Source organism: Psychrobacter sp. JCM 18901 (genome assembly GCF_000586435.1).
Classification (GTDB): Bacteria; Pseudomonadota; Gammaproteobacteria; order Pseudomonadales; family Moraxellaceae; genus Psychrobacter.
The window spans coordinates 170,345-195,062 of the sequence record NZ_BAWH01000001.1 but is presented as its reverse complement, the minus strand read 5'-3'; the positions used below and the strand labels follow the sequence as shown (position 1 = coordinate 195,062).

General features: G+C 43.7%; 21 protein-coding genes, 1 other RNA gene and 6 pseudogenes. 11 read left to right on the top strand and 17 right to left on the bottom strand.

The genetic code is table 11. From position 1 onward, the window contains the following. Position 1: 1 nt before the first annotated feature. From TT11_RS00955 to TT11_RS00895, 13 genes and pseudogenes are all read right to left on the bottom strand, one after another. Positions 2-615, bottom strand: a pseudogene (locus TT11_RS00955) (DUF927 domain-containing protein); the annotation flags it as partial. Continuing rightward, on the bottom strand, positions 534-1,487 hold the full coding sequence (locus TT11_RS00950) for a hypothetical protein (RefSeq protein WP_261868787.1): 954 nt from the start codon (positions 1,485-1,487) through the stop codon (positions 534-536). The pseudogene TT11_RS00955 and the gene TT11_RS00950, both read right to left, overlap by 82 nt. A 48-nt stretch (positions 1,488-1,535) precedes the next feature. Next, positions 1,536-2,252: a hypothetical protein gene (locus TT11_RS00945; protein ID WP_261868786.1), complete on the bottom strand. Its 717-nt coding sequence runs from the start codon at positions 2,250-2,252 to the stop codon at positions 1,536-1,538. Beyond that, positions 2,245-2,781 carry a hypothetical protein gene (locus tag TT11_RS00940; RefSeq protein ID WP_261868785.1) on the bottom strand — a complete coding sequence of 179 codons (537 nt, stop codon included), beginning with the start codon at positions 2,779-2,781 and terminating at the stop codon, positions 2,245-2,247. Before TT11_RS00940 ends, TT11_RS00945 begins: the two co-directional genes overlap by 8 nt. Continuing rightward, positions 2,774-3,295 carry a KilA-N domain-containing protein gene (locus tag TT11_RS00935; protein WP_261868784.1) on the bottom strand — a complete coding sequence of 174 codons (522 nt, stop codon included), beginning with the start codon at positions 3,293-3,295 and terminating at the stop codon, positions 2,774-2,776. Before TT11_RS00935 ends, TT11_RS00940 begins: the two co-directional genes overlap by 8 nt. A gap of 2 nt (positions 3,296-3,297) precedes the next feature. Further along, on the bottom strand, positions 3,298-3,540 hold the full coding sequence (locus TT11_RS00930; protein ID WP_261868783.1) for a helix-turn-helix domain-containing protein: 243 nt from the start codon (positions 3,538-3,540) through the stop codon (positions 3,298-3,300). 3 nt (positions 3,541-3,543) lie between these two features. Next, positions 3,544-3,834, bottom strand: coding sequence for an AlpA family transcriptional regulator (locus TT11_RS00925; protein WP_261868782.1), 291 nt, complete (start codon positions 3,832-3,834; stop codon positions 3,544-3,546). A gap of 122 nt (positions 3,835-3,956) precedes the next feature. Beyond that, positions 3,957-4,535, bottom strand: coding sequence for a hypothetical protein (locus TT11_RS00920; RefSeq protein WP_261868781.1), 579 nt, complete (start codon positions 4,533-4,535; stop codon positions 3,957-3,959). 101 nt (positions 4,536-4,636) lie between these two features. After that, positions 4,637-5,374, bottom strand: a complete 738-nt coding sequence (locus TT11_RS00915; RefSeq protein ID WP_261868780.1) for a hypothetical protein — start codon at positions 5,372-5,374, stop codon at positions 4,637-4,639. A 117-nt stretch (positions 5,375-5,491) separates the two neighbouring features. Next, positions 5,492-6,733 (bottom strand): integrase arm-type DNA-binding domain-containing protein, encoded by a 1,242-nt coding sequence (locus TT11_RS00910; RefSeq protein ID WP_261868779.1) that lies wholly within the window; start codon positions 6,731-6,733, stop codon positions 5,492-5,494. A gap of 162 nt (positions 6,734-6,895) precedes the next feature. Next, positions 6,896-7,253: a transfer-messenger RNA gene (gene ssrA / locus TT11_RS00905) on the bottom strand. An 85-nt stretch (positions 7,254-7,338) separates the two neighbouring features. Beyond that, positions 7,339-8,008, bottom strand: a pseudogene (locus tag TT11_RS00900) (alpha/beta hydrolase). A gap of 426 nt (positions 8,009-8,434) precedes the next feature. Continuing rightward, positions 8,435-8,581, bottom strand: coding sequence for a hypothetical protein (locus TT11_RS00895; protein ID WP_261868778.1), 147 nt, complete (start codon positions 8,579-8,581; stop codon positions 8,435-8,437). Between the two features lie 132 nt (positions 8,582-8,713). Between TT11_RS00895 and TT11_RS00890 the strand changes: the two genes are divergently transcribed. The 5 genes from TT11_RS00890 to TT11_RS00870 all read left to right on the top strand — a co-directional run bounded on the left by TT11_RS00890 (position 8,714) and on the right by TT11_RS00870 (position 12,946). Next, complete coding sequence (locus TT11_RS00890) at positions 8,714-9,088, top strand: glycerophosphodiester phosphodiesterase family protein (RefSeq protein ID WP_261868777.1); 375 nt, start codon at positions 8,714-8,716, stop codon at positions 9,086-9,088. Continuing rightward, on the top strand, positions 9,057-9,773 hold the full coding sequence (locus TT11_RS00885) for a hypothetical protein (protein ID WP_261868776.1): 717 nt from the start codon (positions 9,057-9,059) through the stop codon (positions 9,771-9,773). Before TT11_RS00890 ends, TT11_RS00885 begins: the two co-directional genes overlap by 32 nt. Before the next feature lie 264 nt (positions 9,774-10,037). Then, positions 10,038-10,817 carry a response regulator gene (locus TT11_RS00880; protein WP_261868775.1) on the top strand — a complete coding sequence of 260 codons (780 nt, stop codon included), beginning with the start codon at positions 10,038-10,040 and terminating at the stop codon, positions 10,815-10,817. A gap of 16 nt (positions 10,818-10,833) precedes the next feature. Further along, entirely contained in the window at positions 10,834-12,615 is a 1,782-nt protein-coding gene (gene creC, locus TT11_RS00875; RefSeq protein WP_261868774.1) for a two-component system sensor histidine kinase CreC, read from the top strand. Positions 12,616-12,745: 130 nt separating this feature from the next. Next, on the top strand, positions 12,746-12,946 hold the full coding sequence (locus tag TT11_RS00870; RefSeq protein WP_201599839.1) for a hypothetical protein: 201 nt from the start codon (positions 12,746-12,748) through the stop codon (positions 12,944-12,946). A 132-nt stretch (positions 12,947-13,078) separates the two neighbouring features. Here TT11_RS00870 and aroC read toward each other — a convergent pair. Continuing rightward, positions 13,079-14,112: pseudogene (aroC, locus tag TT11_RS00865) on the bottom strand (chorismate synthase). Positions 14,113-14,326: 214 nt separating this feature from the next. Beyond that, entirely contained in the window at positions 14,327-15,499 is a 1,173-nt protein-coding gene (prmB, locus tag TT11_RS00860) for a 50S ribosomal protein L3 N(5)-glutamine methyltransferase (RefSeq protein WP_261868773.1), read from the bottom strand. Between the two features lie 341 nt (positions 15,500-15,840). On the opposite strand from prmB, the pseudogene TT11_RS16800 reads away from it, so the two are divergent. Continuing rightward, positions 15,841-17,245 (top strand): annotated as a pseudogene (locus TT11_RS16800) (L,D-transpeptidase family protein). 134 nt (positions 17,246-17,379) lie between these two features. Here TT11_RS16800 and TT11_RS00845 read toward each other — a convergent pair. Beyond that, the gene (locus TT11_RS00845) at positions 17,380-17,592 is read right to left on the bottom strand and encodes a hypothetical protein (protein ID WP_102090391.1); all 213 of its coding nucleotides are present in this window, start codon (positions 17,590-17,592) and stop codon (positions 17,380-17,382) included. Between the two features lie 276 nt (positions 17,593-17,868). Between TT11_RS00845 and TT11_RS00840 the strand changes: the two genes are divergently transcribed. From TT11_RS00840 to TT11_RS00825, 4 genes and pseudogenes are all read left to right on the top strand, one after another. Beyond that, on the top strand, positions 17,869-18,279 hold the full coding sequence (locus tag TT11_RS00840; protein WP_261868770.1) for a hypothetical protein: 411 nt from the start codon (positions 17,869-17,871) through the stop codon (positions 18,277-18,279). 44 nt (positions 18,280-18,323) lie between these two features. Beyond that, complete coding sequence (locus TT11_RS00835) at positions 18,324-19,622, top strand: TIGR00341 family protein (protein ID WP_261868769.1); 1,299 nt, start codon at positions 18,324-18,326, stop codon at positions 19,620-19,622. Between the two features lie 154 nt (positions 19,623-19,776). After that, positions 19,777-22,451 (top strand): annotated as a pseudogene (alaS, locus tag TT11_RS00830) (alanine--tRNA ligase). Positions 22,452-22,808: 357 nt separating this feature from the next. After that, positions 22,809-24,095, top strand: a complete 1,287-nt coding sequence (locus TT11_RS00825; RefSeq protein WP_057759246.1) for an aspartate kinase — start codon at positions 22,809-22,811, stop codon at positions 24,093-24,095. A 280-nt stretch (positions 24,096-24,375) separates the two neighbouring features. Here the strand turns inward: TT11_RS00825 and TT11_RS00820 are convergent, their stop codons facing one another. Further along, complete coding sequence (locus tag TT11_RS00820; RefSeq protein ID WP_261868768.1) at positions 24,376-24,504, bottom strand: hypothetical protein; 129 nt, start codon at positions 24,502-24,504, stop codon at positions 24,376-24,378. A 14-nt stretch (positions 24,505-24,518) separates the two neighbouring features. Here TT11_RS00820 and csrA point away from each other — a divergent pair. Continuing rightward, positions 24,519-24,686 (top strand): annotated as a pseudogene (gene csrA, locus TT11_RS00815) (carbon storage regulator CsrA); the annotation flags it as partial. Between the last annotated feature and the right edge of the window lie 32 nt (positions 24,687-24,718).

The window sequence follows — 24,718 nt, the reverse complement described above, 5'->3', positions numbered from 1 at the left end:
AAACGGTCTTACCTACTATTTTGGGATCACATTCGCTGATCTCATCAAGTGGTAAAAACTGTCGTTGTGCTCGCTTGCTGTGCTCTCTAGTGCGTTATCAGTGCTGCGCCATGTCTTAACATACTTGTTAGGGTTGCCCCATACACTAGCAGCCAATTTAAGCGATAATGACTTGCCCATGCTTGATGATCCTAAGAGATGAAAACCGCCCCCGTCATACTCTAATAACTCCAGTAATTGACCTGCAAACGCGCAAGCAATAGAGAAAACAAAACGGCTTTGCTCTGCTAGTGGTTTGCATAAGTTATCGCGCCACTGGGCTAGCTCTCCCTGCTGGGTTAAGGTGCTGTTAATGCTATTTGCAGACTGATAGACAATAAGCTGTTTACCATCGCTGCCTATGGCCCTGTCAGGTAATATATATTGCTTATCGTGCCAGCCTAACTTATCCACGCATAACGCCCGTTTGTGAATAGGGTAGTTTTGAATGTAGGTGTCTAAGTAGCTGCGCTGTTTGGGGTTGGTGGTAATGTTCAAGCCTTGACTGGCAAGCTCACGGCGGTATTCCCTTGCATCACCTTGCAGTAGTGATAACGGTATTGACCATGTATGCAATACGCTGTCATCATCGCGCCACTGCAGTAACCGTCCCCATGTACGCTGCTTGTGTCCCTTGTTTTGGCGATAACCTCTATCGGTGAACAAACAAACGCCTTAAACTTGAACGTAATGTTTGCTGGGTCATCATCGTTATACTTCACGAAAAACAGTCCATCGTGGTAAAGCTCAAAACGCCCATCACTGTAGATCATCGGTTCATTCAGCTGGGGATCATCGCGCCATTCAGGATAATAGGCAGTATCTTGTAAGTTGATTAGCTGGGTGTCACTGTCTGCCAGTATCGCTTCGTAGCTGTCATTTTGTAGCATAGTGACGATATGAGCCACAGTAACCAATGCTTGCGCTCTCACACCTGCCAATAGGTTTATCAAGCCCTTGTCATCAAGTGTCATAGGTACAATTACTTGTGATCCACTGCTCCAGTGCTGCACCATCTTTTTAAGGCACTGCTTGGTTTTGTGAGGGCTAACAATGATTGTTTTATCGCTGCCCATCAGGTAGCTGTAAACATCAATACCGCTATCAAGGTCATTAAACGCTATCATTTCATTGGCTTTGTTTGGCTCACCAATGACAATAGCGCCATAACCTGTAGGATCAATGACAATGGGCTTTGATTTGCTGTTTGGTGTGTAGAATACCGCGCCTACTGTATCGCCTTGTTTGTCGGTCAATGCTAAGCCTATGGTGTTGGCTGTTGGTTCAGTTTTGCCAATTTGTTCACCATAATATATAGTGGTGTCACCTGTAACGAATAGCAGCCGTTCAGGTTCTAGCATGTCATTGAGTTTGATTAAAAACGGATTGTTTGCCAGCTGTTCCTCTGTAGGTGGCTTGCAATCCTGTAAGAGAGTATGAGCGCCCATGTTGTCCGCATGGGCTTTTTTTATTGTCTATCGTTTGTGGTGTGGTGGTCATCTGTTCCCCCTTGCATGTGACTGTTTAGGCTGGCGCATGGCTATGTACTTCTTGTAGTAGCTTTTGCGCTTGGCGTGCTTACGGCTTTGTTTTGGAGGGTAGTTTTCACTGGCTGCCTCCAACAAAGCGTAACGAGTCATTGCTAGGGTTTTCTTGATTGAACCTAACTGGCTTTGTAGCAGTTCGTGCCATGTTTCAGTAGTGTCATGCGTTAAACGTGCCATTGATATAGCAACATCAGGTTTTATTTTCTCATAGTGAATAAGGGCTAATAGCTTGCCAATGTCACTTATAACAACGGCTGCGCTTTCAAGGTCACAAGCAATATCTGATAACTCATGCGACGACATGATGATAACTTCGTTGTCGTTCGGTTCGGTTATGTCTATTACTGTGCGCTGGCTTGATTGGCTGCCATTGTATAGCGTGGCTATCGCTTGGCGGTTTGCTGGCGTGTCGTGGAATAGTGACGGCTGATAATCGCCTGTCTGTTTGTCACAAGCTGGGACAAAATAGCCTTGCTTGTCATAGTACAAGTGGCTGTCATCGTGAGTAAATGCCAATAGTTTGCGCTTGCCGTATGGGTCATTGTGAAGTACAAACGGGTTAAGGCTCAATGACGGGCACAGAACGCTATCACCTGCCTTGAATGTGGCTGGTGTGCTGTTAGTAGTGGTTTGGGTGTTTGAGGTCGTACGGATTGAATTAGGCATGATAATGCCCTCCTTGCGTCGTTTTTTGAGTATGTGCCACGCTATACGGTAAAAGTATAGGGTGACGGGTCTTACTCTCGGTCACGCAAGCAACCGCCCTGCATATTCGCCCAAAGGCTATTTTATTTTGCAGCGTCAACCCGTCATAGTCGGTTAGCAAGTGATTTGCTATAGATATGATGGTTTGCCCCCTTGATGCGCTTAAATGCGCTCTTAGGGCGGTGTCTGTCTGTTTGGTTGAGGATTGAGAGTCCATACCAATGACAGGCACAAAAAAAGCCAAAGGTTTACGGATTGGCTGTCCGCTTGCGTGTTTTTTTGAGAGGTCTATATAGTAACCGCTGCTATCATTGGTTGCAATCGGTTTTGGTTGTACTGGTTGGCACGCGATTAGTGAGAGTAGCAAGCCAATACCTGCCACCCATGCCATAAAGATGACAAAGCTAAGTAGTAAGCCACGCTTATGTGGCTGGCTGTCGCTGTGCTGCCCGTGATGCGCTTTTAGATTGGTTTTGTCATCATTACTCATCTTGCATGTCCTCCACGTCTAAAAGGCTGGGTTGCATCTGTTTTAGGGTACTATCAATATCGTGCTGGATTTGCGGCTTGATCTGCTTACCAACCTTGCAAAGGAAACGACCTGCGCTAGTGAGTCCAGCATCAACAATATTAAGATCATGGCATAGCTCATTGAGTCGCTGGCTAAGCTGATTTTGCTGATTAGCTATTGAGTCAAAGGCACGTATAACCAGTAGTTGAAAGCGTGGGCTGATCCACATTGCATAACTATAGACAAGCTCACGGCATACAAATGTGCCTTGCTGCTCTGAGTCACCACCTTGAATAATCTTGTAAGCTGTTGAATTTGTTCCGTTACTCATATCTGAGGAACGGTCTATTTCAGCAATTAAGCCCTTTGTGGCTTCTAATCGCATGAAGTTACTGGCTTGGTGCTTCTTTTTACTGCCACTAGCTTTATGTAGGTCATTGAGTGAGTAAAGCCCGTCTTTCATACCTATGTTACTGTTTGAGATAGTAAGCATGATTACACCTCCTCTATAGTTTGCGGTGTCGGCTGATCTATCCAGTACCGCTTAAAGCGTTTGCCGTTCTGCTTAATCATTTCATCTTGAATAATCACGCCATCGGCTCGTATCTCACTAATGCGCTGAGCCAAACAAGTGATGGCGTATTCGTCATAGGCTTGCATATTGGTTATAGTCTTACCTGCCATTAGGTGCGCCATAATGATTTGGCTATAGGTCTGCTTTGGTTGCCGTGTATTCATGGCTTACACCTCGCTAGTGGTTGAGGTGTGAGAATTAAGCCATTCGTGAACGTCTGCATAGCTCCATGCGGTCATCGTTGGTGATAACTTTCTGCCAGCTGGAAAACGCCCATCTTTTGACCATTCAAACAAGGTGGTTTTGCTAAAAGGTAGGAACGGCAAAATGTCCTTTGCTCTACCCATACCTGTAGTAGGCAGTTGAATAACTGGACTGTTTGCAGTGGTTAGTTCGGTATCGTGAGAAGTGTTACCAGTCAAAGGGATAACTGAGGTGTTTTGGGTTGGGTATGTCATTCTAACTACTCCATATCGTGTAAGTGGCATCGCAGCGGTGTTCTGCGATATGGATAGCTTAGATAACAAAAAACCCTCTAAATAGAGGGCTTACGGGCTGTGAAAGGTATTTAACGGGGTATTTATTCCGTGACGGGTAATTGTTTTTTGAATAAAAGTTCAATATTTACTCGTTCTCTTTCTTTTTTAGTCTGTGTCCCCTGCTTAAACTTTAATCCTTGTAAGTGAGTATCATAAATTGTCTTACTTTTTACCGTCAAAACTTTAGCTTTATCTGCCTGCTCATCAGCAAGTACATATGCCAACTCTTTCATATAAGGTATTATGAAATTGACTATGTCACCCTTTCTTAGGTTACTTTGGTAATCTAGGTCAATCAAAGCCATCGCTAGGCTTCTATTGAACTGCTTGATAGCTGCTTTCTTTATGTTTTGAATATCAGTGTTTGAAAGTGTAGCGCTATCAGTCTGTTTGTCTGCCAACTTTGCTTGGACGCTATTCAGCTGCTCGATAAGTTCCGCTTTTTCACTGTCCGCTTTTTCGTTCTTTTCTGTGAGTGCTTTTATCTCATTTCGGTGTTGCTTGTAAGTGTTTCTAGCAGTGCTCAGCCTAGCATTAAGGTCGTCATTTTCAGATTGTAACTTTTTCAGCTTTGCGAGTAATTTACTATCATTCTGTGCTGGTGTGTCGTCTCGGCTCATACTGTTATTCGCGAGCGATGCTATGTAGCTATCTACTTCTCGTTTTACAAACCTAATTTCGTCCGCTTCAACATGCGTTTGCCTATCTGCTTCAGCATTGGTCAGTCCATTAGGGTTTTATAGAATAAAAATAATCCATCATCATAATCTGCAAACCTTGCGGACTTCCTTTCGATAATTCTGTAAATCTTCACTCCATCACTGGGTAGTTCCATGTAATTATCGAAACCACAAATTTCCTCAGTTAATAACCTATAAGTGAAGTAACCAGCGATAATTTCTGTGTGCAAAATGCCTTGATAATCTATTTCACCAACATAGCCATGATAATAAAAACAAGGTGTAAAATTCTTTTTCCTAGCTAGGTCTCTTAATTTAGTGTTATCAACAGATAGTCCATACTGGTTGCTAGGGTTGATATTGGTATTAATTAAATCAATTGTTTCACTTAGTGTTAAGTAGGTTTCCTCGCGATTTTTCTTATATTGATTAACATCATGAGTTCGCCCGTAAACATCAGCGACTATATTATTCGTGTATAGACTTTCTTTAAAAACATTATGCTTTGTGATTGGTTCAAACGCCATCACATCAGACTTGTGGAAATAAGTACGGTTTGCATCATTTCCTAGACCTATTAAGTGACCATTATAAGGCTCAAAATTATAGCTCTCGTCCATATAGAATATAGATATCTGCTCATCGATATTATGTGCGTCAAGGTATTTTACTACCTCATGAGGTGTGCTATTGGTCGCATTTTCCATCAAAGTTATGACATCTGCTACTAAAACATAGTCATTTTTACGCGCTTCTAGTTCATCAATTAAAGTACTCACAATACACACCCCTACACCCTTTTATCAAAATAGGCGCAAGGCAGTGACAGCATAAGGGTGTGTAAATAGCTGTCGTTCGGGTAATTAGTCCTAGCCTTGCATAGTTGGTGCTAAGTGTTAGCCTAGCTTTTGTTTTTGTCCTTTAAAGTCTGCACGGATCACGTTATCCAGTTTGCCAGCGTAAGCATCGTCAATGAATTTTGCCCACTGGTGCATCATATCTATTCTGTATGGTAGGTGCTGCGCTCCGTTGTATGCTGCGCTGATCTTGTTTTCTCTGTCATGTGCCAGCTGTAGCTCTATCGCTTCGTGCATAAACTCTTTTTCATGCAGTGTGGTACTGGCAAGCCCACGGAAACCGTGCCCCGTCATTTTGCCTTTATAACCCATATTCCATAGGGCATTGATAAATGCGCTTTGACTGTATGGCTTACGAGTTGAGGTATTAAAGAAAACGTACTGATCCGAAAAACCTAGCTCTTTGATCTGCTCCAGTATCGCCATTGCTTGTGGTGCTAGTGGCACAATGTGCAAACGCTTGGCTTTCATCTTATCGGCTGGTATTCGCCATAAACCGTGTTTGTAGTCAATCTCTGACCATTCCATGAAGCGTAATTCATTGGTACGCACAAACGTATAGCATAAAAACCATAAGCCTAGCTTCACCAGTACATCACCTTGATAAGCATTGATGTCTGTTAGTAGCTTTGGCAGTTGCTGGCTAGTAATGCGGTGATGGTTGGTTGTTTTGTGTGGTTTGATTGCTTCGGCTAGGTCAGTGGCTGGGTTATGTGTAGCTAGTCCATTGCGTATGGCGTGTTTAAATATCTGCCCTACTTCTCTAATGGTACGCCTTGCCATTTCATTAGCTCCGCGGCTTTCTACTGCTTTGCCAATGGCTAATATATCAGGCGCGGTTATATCGTTGATGTTCTTTTGACCGATGGAGGGCTTAACATCGCGCATGTAGGCGGAATAGTTACGGGTAAAGGTGCTTTCTGCTAGGTAGGTTTTACGTTCTGCATACCATGACTGGGCTATATTATCGAAAATATTTAAACCGTCTTGGCTGGCTTGCTGCTCTTTTTTATGATCTTTAGGGTTCACACCATCAGCTATTAAGCGTTTGATCTCAATATTGCGCTGTCTTGCGTTCTGCAAGCTCATAACTGGATAAGTGCCAATAGTGAGGGTTTGCTGTTTACCTTGCCAACGGTATGCGCTGATCCATGACTTGACGCCCGTATAACGCACCCATAATTGCAGCCCGTTACCGTCACTATGCTTGTCAGGTCGCTTTGTATCAATCGAGGTGCTACTAGGCTGTAGCTTATTGATGACGGTATGAGTTAAGGGCATTGGGCTATCCTTTGTTGTATTGAGAGTGTGTATAAACTCTAATACCAACAATAATACCAACATTCTATATGGTTCGCCATACCCCTACGAGGTAGTGAAAACCCAAAAAACGCCCAAAATAAAGGGCTGACAGTCTATGACGGTCAGCCCTTTATCAGTGTTTGGTGGAGATGGCGGGAGTTGAACCGCGTCCGCCAGCATTACGCTCATGAATCTACATGTTTAGTTTCTGTCTTTAAATTTAATCCGCACCGATCCGACAGTCAGGATGGATTGGACGATTCTCTACTTTTGAACCCAAGCGATTGAGACAATCCCTTGTGGCGAGCCTACATGCGGACGCTTCAACTTAGTTAACCAACTGTAGGTGATCAGCAACTAAGTAAGCAGGGTTTAAGCTGCTAGAGCGTAAGTTTCGTCGTTTGCGACTATAACAATATATGTTTGATTAACGAGAGGACATACACTCTCGACATGCATCATTGAGTTTCATCACCAGCGTCGAAGCCAGAACATCCCCAATAAGACTGGCTATTATATAGGAGATATCGGTTAGGTTTCAACCTATAAGTAGCCTGCATTACATTACGTTACAGCTTAATAATTTACGCCAAAACAATGTTTAACCATTTGCCGATATTTTGAATCTGCGGCATACAGACTTGATGTGCCATCGGATACGTATTATAAGACACATTATAGTCCTTTGCCGACAATAACTGCTGGGCTTGCTCACCTAGGATAACAGGCACGACTGGTCATGAGAACCATGTTCAATCAAAATCGGCATGTCTTTATTGGCAGCACTATACTCAATATTGTCATTGGTTGCTAAGTACGTAGAGAGCGTCATCAAGCCAGCCAAACGTTTTGGATAGCCAAGTGCACATGATACGCAACTGCCCCGCCCTGTGAAAACCCTGCGATAACGATATGCTCTGGTAACACGCCGCGCTCTATCTCACGACTGATCAAATCTTGTATCTGCTGAGCAGACTCTTCAATCTGAGCCACATCTACTTTACGCTCCAGACTCATCTCTATGATGTCGTACCATGCTGGCATCACCATGCCGCCATTTACCGTGACTGGGCGTTTAGGTGCATGGGGGAAGATAAAACGTACTGCCATATCATTAGCCAAGCCAAGCTGCGGTACCACTGGCTCAAAATCATGACCGCTAGCACCTAAACCGTGCAGCCAAATCACCGCGCGATCTATCTTTTTTTGAGAGGGATTGTGCTCAACGACGACGGCGTCTAAATAGTTATTCATAGTTATCCTTAATAATGTAGTGAGAGATGCCTTAAGCATTTCTATATTTTTTGCCGAAATAATGTGTGTGTCATTATATGGTCAATATCATCTGTTAGTTTGAGAGTATGGTCAATAGTGAGGTACTAAACGAACAATAGCAAAAATGAGAACAGTATAAGAAGACACGTATGATTTTACGACCGATAAGCTCAATACTATCAAGTGTAAATACTGTCAGCTGTCTATTCTTTAGTACATGTGCCTACAATTGTATCCGCATTAATGCTAAGTTCTTACAAGACCAAGTTCTTACAAGGCTAAGCTTTTATAAGAATGCACGACCCTTAGCTTCTTTTGGCAAGTAGCAACCAATAGTCAAACGTTAATTTTTCAATTCCTATCCATACGTCCGATGGGATTTTTTTATAATTTTGCAGGAACATTTTACATGACAATTTCTAATAAATCAGCGCTTGAGCTGAGTAAGCAGACGCCGGCTAAGGTTAATAAGATGAATCTCGCCTTACCTTTAACGCTGATCAGCTCATTATTGATAGTAGGCTGCACTACTGACAGCCGCTCAATGCTCACATCAAAAGCCTCTTTATCGACAGCGCAACCGCAATCACAATCGTCTTCACCTGTCGCATATACCTATGGAGTGCGTCCGTTTTATTTGATAAATGATATGGATGAGGGACCACTAAAAGAAGAGCTACAGGCATGCAGAGGCAACTGCCAAGTAAGACAGACTTCTCTATTGCACATCGAGGTGCGCCATTACAGCTGCCTGAACATACTTATGATAGCTACGTGGCGTCAGCACAAATGGGTGCTGGCATCTTGGAATGTGATGTCGCTTTTACCAATGACGGTGAGCTTGTCTGTCGTCATGCCCAAAATGATTTGCACACCACTACTAATATATTAGCCACGCCGCTCGCCAACCAATGCACTGTACCGCCAATAGTAGATGCTAAAGGCAAACTTACCAATGCCGATAGTATCGAATGTCGCACCTCAGATATCAGTGCGGCCCAGTTTAAAGCCTTGACGGGTAAGATGGATGCTGCCAATAAAAAAAGCAACCAGTATTAGCGAGTATATGAATGCGACTGCACCTTGGCGAACGGACTTATACTCACAAAACGGCAAAGTGTTAACTTTAACGGAGCATATCGCGTTGGCACGTCAGCTAGGTATGAAGCACACGCCTGAGCTAAAAGCGCCTGCAGTGACCATGCCGTTTAACGGCTATCGTTTGAACGATTATCGCCAACAGCTGATAGATACTTATAAGGCAGCAAATGTACCTGCAAGCGATGTATTTGCCCAGTCATTCAATATAGAAGATCTTGATTACTGGATCAAAAACGAGCCAGCTTATGGGGCTAATGCCGTTTATCTGATTGATGACAGCAATGAGACCGCTAAGAGTAAAACATTTGATAAAAATGACGCAAGCACATGGAAGCATTCATTGGCTGATATCAAAGCACGTGGCATCAACACCATTGCTCCAGCCCTTTGGTTATTAGTCACTACTGATGGTAAGGGAAATATGCAACCATCAGAATACGCAAAACAAGCCAAAGCCAATGGTCTAAAAATAATTACCTGGTCGATAGAGCGTTCAGGACCATTAATCGATGGTGGCGATTGGTACTATAGCGGTCTTAGCGATGCTATCAACAATGACGGTGATATGATGAATTATATTGACGTACTAGCGCAGGACGTCGGTGTCCAAGGCATTTTTTTTCAGATTGGCCCGCTACGGTGAGCTACTATGCCAACTGCAAAGGTCTTAAATAGGTTTTCGCTTAGTCTATTAATAGATAATCACGCTTAGTTTTTATTACCAAGGCCAGCTTACCCATTGAGCTGGCCTTTTTTTTAAATGCATCAAAATGATCACATCGCAAACTGTCCACTTAATACCTTATTTTTCCATTAACTTTTCACACCATTTAACTCGTAGCAGCAAGAGCAGTCTGCTGTTTTGTGCTACGATAATTTACTGAGCCTATAAGACGATGTAGAGACTATGACCCATATTTTACTGGTAGAAGATGATCCTGCGATCGCGATGTCGCTTAAGGTTACCTGCAAGCGCGAAGGCTGGCAGATAACTTGGCTAGATAATGCCAGTAGCGTGTTACCCATGCTGCATAGTCATGAAGCACAAGATCTATCGGCGATCATTATGGATGTCGGTCTGCCAGATGGTGACGGCTTGAGCCTATGTCAACAAATACGTCATACACCTGATATCGACGCCTTAAAAGATTTGCCTATCGTGTTTTTGACCGCGCGTAGCGATGAGGTCGATCGGATTTTGGGGTTGGAGATGGGCGGTGACGACTATTGCGCCAAACCCTTTAGTCCACGTGAGTTGGTCGCGCGTTTAAAAGCCATTTGGCGACGTGAACAGCTGATTCAGCAGTCAGGCTCTCATACCATAAACTCAGATGAAAGTACTGATACTACTTCCTCGAATAATCTTTCAGGACAAGCGTTAACGTTTGAGAACCAATCTGGCGTTTGGCATTATCAACCGCTGAACTATTCATTAACGTGGCAAGAGCAAAAGCTTGAGCTTAGCAATACAGAACGCAAAATTTTGCTGACGTTATTACAAGCACCGCAGCAAGTTTTTAGCCGTGAGCAGTTGCTTAGCGCAGTAAGCGACTATCCTGATCACCGTTTGGCACGCACTATAGACAGTCATATCAAATCAATTCGTAAACAGCTTGCTATGGTAGATGCTAATGTCGATGTCATCCATACGCATCGCGGACTGGGTTACGCATTATGTCCCGCTTAACAGTGGCTGCTAGTTTATGAATAATAAAACCAATCCTGCTGAGAATGATATTCATAATGACCAAAGCAATTGGTATGCCAAACTGCATCCTATTGGTACTGCTCAGCAAACCCCTAAACGCAAACGACTGCTCAATTTAAGTATATTTTTTAGGATTTGGCTAGCCGTTGCGTTGGTGCTCGTCATATGCGGCGTGGTGGTGTTTACTCAGTTGTTTGGCTACGTCAAGCCAACCGCGCAGCAAGTCATCGAAGACACGCTACTAGACACCAGTAAATTACTCGCGGCCAGTCTACAGGTGCCGTTATCTACAGGGCAGCTCTATGATGAAGAGTATCAAGCGCAACTTGATGCTGCATTTGTCGGCATGCCAGCGATGGACGAAACACTCAGTCCTGTCGATCGAACCAAAAGCTACAGTAGCTTTCGCGTATATGTGACAGATAGTAGCGGCATCGTCATTTATGACTCCCTGCCCAAACCTGATAATAATGAAGGGCAGAACTATGGACGCTGGAACGATGTTTATCTCACCTTAAAAGGACAATACGGTGCAAGAAGCACGCTGCGAGACTATCAGCGGCGCGATGGTTCGGTCATGTATGTGGCTCAGCCCATCAAAAATTCGTCTGGAGATATCATCGGTGTGGTCAGTGTCGGTAAGCCTGTCGCTAGCGTATTGCCTTATTTAGATGACACACGTAACCGCATGCTTATCACCGCACTACTTATCAGCATCGCTGCCCTTATACTGGCAGGTCTAGTAGCATGGTGGCTCAAGCAGAGCATTACCTTGGTGACTCAATATACTAGCGCGCTGGCAGAAGACACTAAAAAGCCCTATTTCTATCTGGGTCATGAATTAAACAGCCTGACAGATACTATCGAGACCATGAAGCATCGACTCGAAAATCGTGCTTATGTCACTGATTATGTCCATACTTTGACCCACGAGCTAAAAAGCCCTTTGACCGCCATACGTGCCAGTAGCGAGCTATTAGAGGACGATGGACTAGATGGCAATAAACTGGATAATGAAGATCGGCAGATGCTCATTGAGACGGTTGGTGAGCAAAGCGTAAAATTGCAACAGCTTATCGACCGACTTCTGTTGCTGGCTAAAATAGAACAGCCTACCTTTAAGCTCAACCGACAACTGACTCCCCTATTACCGCTTTTGCAAAGTTTGATCAGAGATAATACGGCCAAGCAGCAACAGCAGAATCTATACCCTATTGATATATATATTGATAATAAGAATGTGACCAATACTGCAAACTTGCCAGTAGAAGTACTGGCATCGACTAGTGTGTATGCTGACCAATTTTGGTTAATACAGGTACTGCAAAATGTGCTTGATAATGCAATACACTTTGCAAGTCGTATCGTTGAGATTTCATTGCATAGCACTGCTCGAACCATCACTATCGATATATTCAATGATGGTAAGCTGCTACCCGAATATGCTGTCGCAAAAGCATTTGAGCGTTACTTTAGCTTGTCTCATCAAAGCCAACCATCAGCTCAAGCAACGGAACAAACAACGAATCACACAGATAGTAATGATCTAAATACAGAGTCGGCAGATCCAACGACTGAGCTGAGGCAAACTGACCATAATAGTAATACGCTTAAAAAAGGTACTGGTCTTGGACTCACTTTAGTAAAGCAAGTCATTGAGCACCATGGCGGTCAGGTAGCCATCAATAATGTCCATGCCAACGATGATAAAGCCGCTGATACTGGTAAAAACCAGCGTTCTGGTGTGATGGTTAGTATTACCTTGCCCTTAGCTTGAAAATAAACACTTATAGCAGTTCATCAACTTTCCATCATGACTACACAGGATTTCTACTTCATTGTTTTACGATAGCACTAGGATCTATTGAACCGTCAAATTCGTAAAGTAAATTAGGAGTAGAAAATCTATGTCACATCAATTAACGGATAACCCTATCGTCAAGAGCCTAATCGGCCTTAGCCGTCATCACTGTACACAGACATTAACGAGCCAAGGCGTCGATAGTATTGAGTTTGGACATTGGCTAGCGATTCCTAGTCACCGGTTGTTATTGGTATTTCGACATCAGCAGTGTGTGGCTATTGATGAGTATCAACTGGCAGCCTGATATCTTGTTCGCTCAACGCGTTAATTATATTTAAGTAACACCTGTATTTTATTTGGACATAAAAAAGCCCTTTGTTGTATAGTATTAAACTACTAGAAACAACAAAGGGCTGATTACTCTACGACAAAAATACTAAGTAATCGATTGTACTGGCGGCTTCACGTCGGCGTTTTGACCACGGTGACGCAGATAGTGATCAAGCACTACAATCGCTAGCATCGCTTCGGCAATAGGCGTAGCACGCACACCAACGCAAGGATCATGACGACCCTTAGTCAGCATATCAACTGCTTCACCTTGAGTGTTAATGCTCTTGCCAGCAGTAGTAATGCTAGACGTTGGTTTTAAAGCAATACTCACACGGATATCTTGACCTGATGAGATACCGCCCAAGACACCGCCAGCATGGTTGGCTGCAAACCCATCTGGCGTCAGCTCATCACGAGCGCTATGTCCAAATTGACCTGCCACCGCCATCCCATCGCCAATCTCGACGCCTTTGACCGCATTGATACTCATCATCGCATGAGCAATATCTGCATCTAAACGATCAAATACTGGCTCACCTAAGCTACTGGTACACCGCTCGCAATGATATCAAGGCGCGCGCCACAGCTAGTGCCTTCACGGCGCAAGTTATCAATCAAGGTTTCAAAACGGCCAATCGCTTCTTTGTCTGCACAAAAGAACGGATTGCTATTTACGAATTCCCAGTCAATTTGGCTTGGGTCTAAGACATTACTATGCTCATTGCCAATCTGAGTCACGTGACCACGAATTTGCACGCCCAGACGTTCTTGCAAGTATTTCTTGGCGATAGCACCAGCCGCTACACGCATGGCCGTCTCACGCGCTGACGAACGACCGCCACCACGATAGTCACGGAAGCCATATTTCATACTATAAGTATAGTCAGCGTGTCCAGGACGGAAAGTATCTTTGATATCGCTATAGTCTTTAGATTTTTGATTGGTATTGCGAATCAATAAACCGATAGACGTACCTGTGGTTTTGCCTTCAAATACGCCAGAGATAATCTCAACTTCATCAGATTCACGGCGCTGGGTTGAATACTTAGACGTACCCGGTTTGCGACGATCCAAATCTACTTGTAGGTCTTCTGCAGATAATGCTAAACCTGGTGGTACGCCATCAACGATGGCCATAAGGCCTGCCCCATGCGACTCACCGCAAGTGGTAACCGTAAAAACCTGCCCAATACTATTGCCTGCCATAACTGTCCTTAAACAAGTAAACGCTACTGATGACTATTTGACCAATCACTCATGGTTATTAATTATACTGCTTGTAATGAGTGATTGTAGTTGTTGCTTATAGTTTCGGCTCATGAAGCCGACGTCTATTTAACCTAATATCTGTCTATTGAAGGCTATCTAATAGCTGAACATAAGAGGCAAACAATTGACGGTTTGAGACTAACTCATCATAGGTAATCGCAAAGACACCATGACCGCCATGTGCAAACTTCAACCAATCAAATTGGATTTCAGGATAGGCTTGTTTTAGCGCCCATTCGCTGTCACCTACTTCACAGATCAACAACCCATCTGGGCTAAGGTAATCTGGTGCTTCAAATAAGATACGATGTACCAAATCTAAGCCATCTTGGCCAGCTGCTAGTGCATGCTCAGGTTCGTATAAAAACTCAGGCGGCAAATCTGCCATGATAGCAGCGTCTACATACGGCGGATTGGTGACGATAAGCTCATACTGGTTCTCAGCAGGTATCTTGGCAAACAAATCAGACTCGATTACGTTTACTTGATGACCAAGGTCATGATGATCGACATTGACCATTGCTACTTCTAATGCGCCTTTATCGATATCAACGGCATCGACCAACGCATCAACGAAACGAGTAGCAAGCGCGATAGCGATACAGCCAGAGCCAGTACACAAGTCCAAGATACGCTCAGGCTGCGACAACTGCTTCACATCTAGGCCATGGTCATAAAATACCGCTGACTTTTCGTTCGGACTGACACCCAGTGGTTTGGCCAACTCGGTAACTTCAAAGTACGGATGGAACTGCTGACGAATCAACTCTGCAATCGGTGAACGAGGGATAAGAACACGCTCATCAACATAAAAAGGCAAATCGCAGAAGTACGACAAGTTAATCAAATAACTTAACGGCTTACGTTCAGCGATACGCTCTTCTAACAGCCCTAGTACCAACTGCTTTTCAGACGTGGTCAAACGACAGTCTAAAATCTGCTCATTGGCAGACCAATCGAGAGACAAAGAATGCAAGACAATGGCTGACGCTTCTGCAAACTCATCGGTCGTGCCTTGTGCAACAACAACGTCATAGTTACGCAGCTGCGTGACTGAAAAACGAATAAAGTCGCGAATACTGACGAGCTGCTCACGTGCTTCGTTTAGCTCTAAATGTAAGTTAGCAAATTCATCGTGCTCACCAAGAAGTCCAGTCTCTAAATCATACTCCATCTCACCGTCTAAGCCTTCAGACTCATCGTTGAAGTATTGGCTTTGAAACTCTTCTGCACTCATTGTTTGGTCTTCTGACATATCGCACCTTGTGGATTAACTGCTAGCGGGTTAAATTGCTTTTTGCTAAAAATCGTTATATTAAATAAAATTCAGTCATACATTATAGACGTAAACCTCTAGTAGCGCCAATAACTGTCATTTTTACTTGCACAAAAAAATAGTGCGAATAATGGACAGTTTGCGTAAGAATCGAGCACGACGCCATACACACCTTGGTTAAATTATTACCCAACTGTAGCGAATACGTCAGCAGTTGACGTTTGGCAAGTCTTAAATGCAAAAAGATGTGTCAAAAGTTTGCGATGCAATCAAATTATGCGCATAATAGCCGCATTAGTAGCAACCACAAGTGACTCAATATGATGAAAATAAAGCCAATTATTACTGCCATATCTATCGCAGCTGTAAGTGCTAGTGTAGCCGCACTTGCTGCACCTGCCGATAGTACTCGCACATTGCCAGTACGCACGGCTGACGCTATGCCAGGTCTTGCCAAAAAGGTTAGCCTTAATGTGCAAGAAAACCGTAGTCGCTCAGATGGCGCTGCTACTGTACAGTTAAATACAGAGAAAGCGAAACCAGTCGACAGCATGAACCAGCTTATCAATAATAAGCAAGAAGCCAACCAAAACGTGCCAGCCCCAGTTGCTGATAATATGAGTGCAGCAGAACTAACGCGTAAAGATGAGCAAGCTGACCGCAATGATGACATTAGTGAAGGTCAAGCCGTCGCGGCGCCTAGCGACCTATCATCTATCGACTCGTCTGATCCACTCGCTTTTGAGTTACCAGAGAGTGAGAAGCGTCAAGACTTTAGCGATGATCCAACCATCAAAAACATCGAAGACAAGGATGGTAAGAAGCACACAACGCTGAACTTGTCGAACTATGCTAAGCAAGTGAATGGTGCTGTCTGGTCACCTAATATGAAAGTCAACTCAGCGATGACCATCAAAATGCAGGCGCTGCTCGATTGGAACCATGCTTCTCCTGGTCCTATCATGGTGGTTGGGGCATGAACAGCAAAAAAAGCCCTTGTTAACTTCCAAACGATGAAAGGCTTGCCAGCGACTGGTAAAATGGATCAAAAAAACTTGGGATGCCTTGGTTAAAAACATCCCTGCGAACAAACCTGTACTGGTCACTTATACGTTGACCGCAGACGATATCAATACCAATTTTGCGACCACGCCTTCTGGTTCAGAAGCGAAGTCAAAAATGAAGGGTCTTTATTATCAAGATATCAAAGAGATGCTAGGTGAACGTTTCCATATGGATGTACGTTACTTAGACAAACTCAACAAAAATAAAAAGTACGCTGTTGGCGAGACTATCACGGTGCTAAATACTCGTGACAAGCTGAACCAACGTATCAATCGCGTAGTCGCCAACAAAGCCGACAAAACACTGTATGCCTACAATGGTGACAAATTGGTTGCTACTTATCCGACGACCGTTGGTAGCGATGCCACACCATCTCCAAAAGGTACGTTCAAAATTATCAATAAAGTAAAAATGCCTTGGTATAAGTCAACCGTCGGTGAAGGCGCTCAAAAGAAAGTTCATATGATAGCACCAGGACCAAACAACCCAGTCGGTGTCGTTTGGATGGGATTATCTAAGCCTTCTTACGGTTTACATGGCTCACCAGTACCTGAAGGTATCAGTCGTCAAGGCTCAGCAGGTTGTGTTCGTTTGACCAACTGGGATGTGTTAGAAGTTTATGCCAACATCGAAAATGGCGCGGTTGTCGAACTTCAATAAATCGAACCTCAGTAAATCTAGCTTCGGTGCTAGTTAGCAAATAATTCTAATGATGACAAAAAAGACCTCAATATTGAGGTCTTTTTTTGTTTACTGATAGTGGTTCCACTTCATATCGATAATACTGTTCGACTTTATGTTTTATAGCCTTCCTCATTTCCAGTAATACTACCAATTTTTTTGGTAAAGAATAATCCTGCAGGTATTGAAGCTAAAACACCCAATCCTACTGCTATTTGAATATGAAATATCTCATCGAACCCTGTAACGAGAGCGCCGATCATAAAAAGCCCAATAGTCACGGTGGCTGTCATTGAGTATATGACAGAAAATAATGGCCAGTTCATAAGTTATTCCTTATCTTTATTGTGGATATAATATATTTAACCTCAATTCCACAAAAAAAGTAAGTATTTACCGTGAACCATTGTAGCATCTATATTGAATGACTTTAGAATAAAAACCATGCTATTATTAAGGTTTTAGACTTAATCATAAGAAACATCAGTTCTTACTTCCATCTCCTCTCTACTCTTTTTTATAATTTTCAAGAATCTCCTATATCTTTATCTATTTATCATTACAATAATGACTTTCTTTCTCTACTAAGAACGCCATCTGCTATGTCCTCATCTGAAAAAAACACTGCGCATAACTCAGTGGATCAAAAAGATTCACCAATCACTACTGACGCTTCTCAAAATCAAGACGCAACAATTGACCCAGTAGTTGATGATGCCGCTGTAGACAATGATGAAAGCGAAGACAATCAACACAAGCAATCGACTGATACAGATAGCAAAACAGACTCCGAAGTAGACACTGAATGTGCGCAGCCACCTGACGCCGAGATAACGATGGAAACCATCAGTGACGATGTGGTCGTAGCAACATTGGAGTCGACAGAACCTGAGTCACAATCAAATACTGAAGCATCAGAGGTTGCAGAGTCAGAAACTATAGAAGCGAAAGAAAAGTCCGATTTCTTCCAGTCGGATACGGCAGAAATAACAGAAAAAAAGTGCTCAAGATGATAGTGGTGCTGAAGTAACGGTAGAAGCAGAAGACGACACTGCCGATGACCCTGCTGATGACACAAACATCGCAGCACAGTCATCAGATAACAAAACAGCCAATCAACAAAAGACAAAAAAATGAATCTAGTCGCGATGATGACAATCAAGAGAATAATTCAGAAGATAAAAGTCAAAGTAAAGACACCGATGTAGAAGACAGCGACGCTCAAAAGTCTCAAGGTGAAAGTGACGAAGATGAGGTTCAAGAGGAAAAAGAAGCCAAACTTGAGTCTTATAAGCAATTTGTCGCCGAGCAATTCAGCAATCAAAAGGTAGATTACCCAGAAGTACGGGTTAGGATTGAGGCGAACGCCCTGCCCAGCAAGATGTACTTCATCATGAACATTTTGTCTGCCATCATTGCCAGTTATGGGCTAGTGACCAATTCAGCAGCCGTAGTCATCGGAGCGATGCTGGTTGCGATGATGCTAGGTCCTATCACGGGTATAGCCCTAGCGATTATCGATCACCGTATGCCACTGCTACGTAAGTCGCTCTTTACCGTTATTATCGGTGTCTCATTGGTGGTATTGGTCGGCTTTATCGTTGGTTGGCTACATAAAGACCAACCGCTAACGGCAGAAATCCTATCTCGCACCCAGCCTACTTCCATGGATTTGATGATTGCCTTAGCAGGTGGCACGGCTGGTGCGTATGCGATGGTATCTCCGCATCTCTCGGTTGCTGTTGTTGGCGTTGCAGTTGCCACAGCCTTAGTACCACCACTGGCTGCGAGTGGTATCTTGCTCGCCAATGGTGAGATGCAACTCGGGCTTGGCGCGCTATTATTGGCAGCGACCAACATTCTTGCTATCCAGTTTACCAATGCGCTTGTATTGTGGGTATTAGGCTTCCGTCGTTTGGTCGATGACGATTATAAGTCCAATACCTATCTGACTTTTTTTGCAGCGGAATGCTGTGACCTTGTTGCTACTTGGCGGCCTAGGTGCTACTTGACTATCAACCTACAGACCAATGCCAAGCAGCAAGTATTTGAGAGTAGTGTCAAAGAAACCATCAACAACTACTTTATCGACCAAGGCAATGTATTGACCAATACGCAGTTTGATACCTCAGAAGAGAACCAAGTGGTGCGAGCAATCGTACGTGGAGAGACTTTGCCGAGTTCATATGACGTACGCCAGATTGAAACGCTCATTACTAATGATATGGCAGAGAATTTCCCAGAGTACTTGCCAATCAAGCTCCAATTACGTTATTTGCCTGTACAAGTAATCGAGTCCAATCCAACCACACAAGACAAATTGGATGAAACGGATGCGGCAATTTTGACCAACTAGTTTGCATACTCTATAAATTAGGCAATGACTAGCACACGTATAATAACCTAGTAGTTATAACTCTTGTACCAAGAGCTTGGGCGTTTGTGCTAAAATCGCTTGCAAAATTATTTTATGTCATTTACTCAATTCTATCCGTCAGTAAGGAGCCGCTGTGAGCCAGCCATTTCGCTCAGCCGATATTCGCCAAGCCTTTATCGATTTTTTCATAAGCAAGCAGCACACCCAAGTTTCATCGTCTAGCTTGATTCCACACAATGATCCGACATTGCTATTTACCAATGCCGGTATGAATCAGTTTAAAGAAACCTTTTTGGGTATGGAACCACGTGACTATACACGTGCGGTAACCTCTCAAAAGTGTGTACGTGCTGGCGGCAAACATAATGACTTAGATAACGTCGGCTATACTGCCCGTCATCATACGTTCTTTGAAATGCTTGGTAATTTCTCATTTGGTGATTACTTTAAACAAGCAGGCATCGAGTATATCTGGGAGTTTTTGACCTCAGATAAATGGTTAGCGATTGATAAAGATCGTCTCTATGTCACTATCTATGAGACTGATGACGAAGCCTTCGAAATTTGGAATAAAAACATCGGTATTCCAAGTGAGCGCATCATTCGTATTGGTGATAACAAAGGGGCTCCTTACGCTTCTGATAACTTTTGGACGATGGGTGACACGGGTCCTTGTGGTCCTTGCACCGAAGTCTTTTATGACCACGGCGCCGATATCGAAGGCGGCCTGCCAGGTACGCCAGAAGAAGACGGCGATCGCTATATTGAGATTTGGAACTGTGTATTCATGCAGTTCAATCGTCAAAAGGACGGCACACTATTACCACTGCCTGCACCTAGCGTCGATACAGGCATGGGGCTTGAGCGTATTAGTGCCATCATGCAAGGCGTTCATGGCAACTATGAAATCGACTTATTTGTTCATTTGATGGATGCAGCAGCTGACATCTTAGAGATCAATAATGAGCAACAATCATCATTGAAAGTCATCGCCGACCATATTCGTGCTGTAGCATTTTTGATTGCTGATGGTGTTACGCCAAGTAATGAAGGTCGCGGCTATGTATTGCGCCGTGTCATTCGTCGCGCGGTACGTCATGGCAACAAGCTTGGCGCTGATAGCGAGTTCTTCTATAAGATGGTTGCGCCACTCGTCGCTGAAATGGGCAGTGCCTATCCTGAGCTACAAGACAAACAAAGCGTCATCGAAAGTGCTATTCAAAAAGAAGAAGCACAGTTTGCTAAAACATTGGCACAAGGCTTACGTTTACTTGCCAGCGAACTTGAAGGCTTACAAGATGGCGATACGCTATCTGGTGAAGCGGCATTTAAGCTCTATGATACCTATGGTTTCCCACTTGATTTGACCGCAGATATCACTCGTGAGCGTGGTATTGCTATTGATGAAGCCGAATTTGATGAGCATATGCAGGCACAACGTGAGCGTGCGCGTGATGCTGGCAAGTTTGACGTCGATTACAGCAGTGTCATCCAAGTAGAAACGCCAACGACATTTATCGGCTATGAGCAGCTTGAAGAAGACGGCGTGACTATTGACGCGCTTTATCAAGACGGCAACCCAGCAGACAGCTTAACAGAAGGCATGGAAGGCGTTGTGGTATTAGATCGCACCCCATTTTATGCTGAAGGTGGTGGGCAAGTTGGTGAGCTTGGTGAAATCCGTACAGCATCTGGTGTCTTTGAAGTGCAAGATACCAAAAAAATCTGGTCAGGCGATTATCCATTATGGTGTCGTCACCATGGGCGATATCAGCACTAAGCAAACCGCTGAAGCGCAAGTACTGTCTAGCATTCGTGCAGCCAGTGCCAAAAACCACTCGGCCACTCACCTATTGCATGCAGCGCTAAGAGAAGTGCTAGGCGACGCGGTCACGCAAAAAGGCTCGTTGGTCTCAAGCGAAGTGTTACGTTTTGACTTTGCTTATGACAAGCCTGTTAGCGCCGCTGAAATCATGCGTGTCGAACGTCTCGTTAATGAGCAAATCCAAGCCAACACCCCTGCCCGCATCGAGCACATGTCGATTGATGAAGCGATGAGTCAAGGCGCTATGGCACTGTTTGGCGAAAAGTACGGCAGTGACGTTCGAGTCCTAACCATGGGTACAGACCGTATCGTTGATGGTCAGCGCAAGCCTTTCTCTATCGAGCTATGCGGTGGCTTGCACGTACAGCGTACGGGCGATATCGGTGTGCTAAAAATCACCAGTGAGTCTGGTATTGCGGCTGGTATCCGCCGAGTTGAAGCTGTCACAGGTATGAATGCGGTCAAAAACATTCAGCAAAGCGAGCAACAGCTAAGTGAGTTGGCAAGTCAGCTGAAAGTAAAACGTCCTGAAGTAGCGCAGCGTGTCCGTACTATGGCTGATAAGCAACGTGACCTAGAAAAACAACTAGAGCGTTTGCAACAAAAAAATCGCCAGTGCTCAAGCAGCCAATTTGCTTGATGATGTACAAACGATCGCAGGTACGCCAGTTCTTATCAGCACCTTAAGTGGTATCGATGGTAAATCCATCCGTACACTGATGGACGATATCAAATCAAAACTGCCTGATAGCGTGATTGTATTGATTGGTGATAAAGATGACCAATTAGCACTCGCAGCAAGCGTCGCAAAACCTGTCACTGCCAAAGTGAAGGCTGGTGATATTATTCGTCATTTGGCAGGTGAGCTTGGTGGTAAAGGTGGCGGTAAGCCTGACTACGCACAAGGTGGCGCACCGAAGTCTGGTAACAGTGCAGCGGTTATCAGCGCTCTATCTGCTTGGATTGAAACCCAGCTTAGCTAAGCTAGTGAATATTAATCTAGCGAATATATTGGTATAGCGCGTCACAATGTACCTTATATTTATCGCATAGCTTTACTCTACTACGCATAAAATACGTGATTGGTTATAACTACTATAACCAATCGCCATACATCTAAGCGCTCCTGAGGCTTAAAGTTATGCGGTAGATATGGTATAAAGGTCAACGTTTGGGCATATTGTTCATTCTATAAGGTTGATACATACCATTAAAAGAATGAAAAACCTAAAGGCATAACTCTTATCATCTGGCTTTATCTATACAAGCATTGGCGAGTATCACATTGACTCTCATCAATGACAATAAAAAGTCATTATTGAATAAATAGGTAGATTTTTATGGCGTTAATAGTACAGAAATACGGCGGCACCTCGATGGGCAGTATCGACCGCATCAAAAACGTCGCCAAACGAGTCAAACGCTGGCATGACAATGGTCATCAAGTGGTCGTCGTGGTCTCAGCCATGAGCGGCGAAACTAACCGTTTGATTGATCTAGCTCGCCAAATTAGCACGCAACCTGATCCTCGCGAATACGATCAAATGGTCTCAACAGGTGAGCAGGTTTCTATCTCACTACTCGCTATGGCGATTAAAGAGCTTGGTATTGGTGCCCGTTCAATGACTGGTCGCCAAGTAGCGATTAAGACCGACAACGCCCATAACAAAGCCCGTATCGAAAGTATCGATGACAAAAACATACGCGAGCAATTAGATGCTGGCAATATCGTTATTGTGGCAGGTTTCCAAGGTATTGACGAAGAAGGCAACGCGACCACATTAGGACGCGGCGGTTCTGATACCACAGGTGTGGCGATTGCTGCAGCCTTAGGCGCTGACGAGTGTCAAATTTATACCGATGTCGATGGTGTCTATACCACTGACCCTCGTGTGACCTCAAAAGCCAAAAAGCTTGAAAAAATTACGTTTGAAGAAATGCTTGAAATGGCAAGTCTTGGCTCTAAGATTCTACAAATTCGCTCAGTAGAATTCGCTGGTAAATATGGCGTGCCGCTACGTGTACTCTCTAGCTTTGATGAAAACACAGACGGTAGCTTTGACCAAGAGTTTCAAGACAACGTGGGTACCCTAATAACGATAGACGAAGGAGACAATATGGAACAGGCAATCATCTCAGGTATCGCGTTCAACAGAGACGAAGCAAAAATCTTAGTACGCGGCGTGCCTGACCATCCTGGTATCGCCTCTGCTATCTTAAGCCCAATTGGTCGTGCCAATATCGAAATCGATATGATTGTACAAAATCTTTCGGATAACGGTACTACTGACTTTACTTTTACGGTTAACCGCACTGATTTAGATAAGACGCTAAAAGTGCTTAACGAAGAAGTAAAAGATGAAATTGGCGCCAAAGAAATATTGGGCAACAGTGAAGTCGTCAAAGTGTCACTAGTTGGTGTTGGCATGCGCTCACACGCAGGTGTCGCTAGCCTCATGTTCCAAACACTCGCTGAAAACAACATCAATATCCAAATGATTTCAACCAGCGAAATCAAAGTATCGGTTCTGATTCAAGATCAACACTTAGAAAAAGCCGTTAAGTCATTGCACACGGCATTTGGCCTAGATCGTGAAGACGGCGAAAGCAAAATCGCTGGGCTATAAGACATAAAAACTGTTAAAATATAGCATTAGCATTGATGGTTATCTATTAACCGCTATTAATGACTTTATATAGTATGTAGATAAACAGCATATGGATTAATAGCTTTTAAATTAATAATATCCAAATAAATACAGTACTTAAATAAAATAGGATCTTTTTAGGTCCTATTTTTATTTTTTAGCATAGTTGAAATGAGCATTTACCTAATAGTTTTGTGAAAAACCGTGACAGTATCTGTTATGCCGCCTATAATGGGGCTTTCATTTGGGCTAAATGAATCTACCTATCATTACCGCTATTGGCACGATATCTGGCATCGTGATAATGGTTATATTGCGTGTTTGGTGCTGCGGTGATGTTCTGCAATTGAGAAGTAATCTGATGAGTAATAATTTGTTGATGCGACATAAGGAGTGTGACGCATGTTAATTTTGACACGCCGCGTGGGCGAAACGCTAATGATTGGCGACGAAGTAAGTGTGACGGTTCTAGGCGTCAAAGGCAATCAAGTACGTATCGGTGTAAACGCACCTAAAGATATTGCAGTACACCGCGAAGAGATTTATCAACGTATTCAGCATGAGCGTTCTGTACAGTCGCAAATGCAGCATCTTGAGCAAGG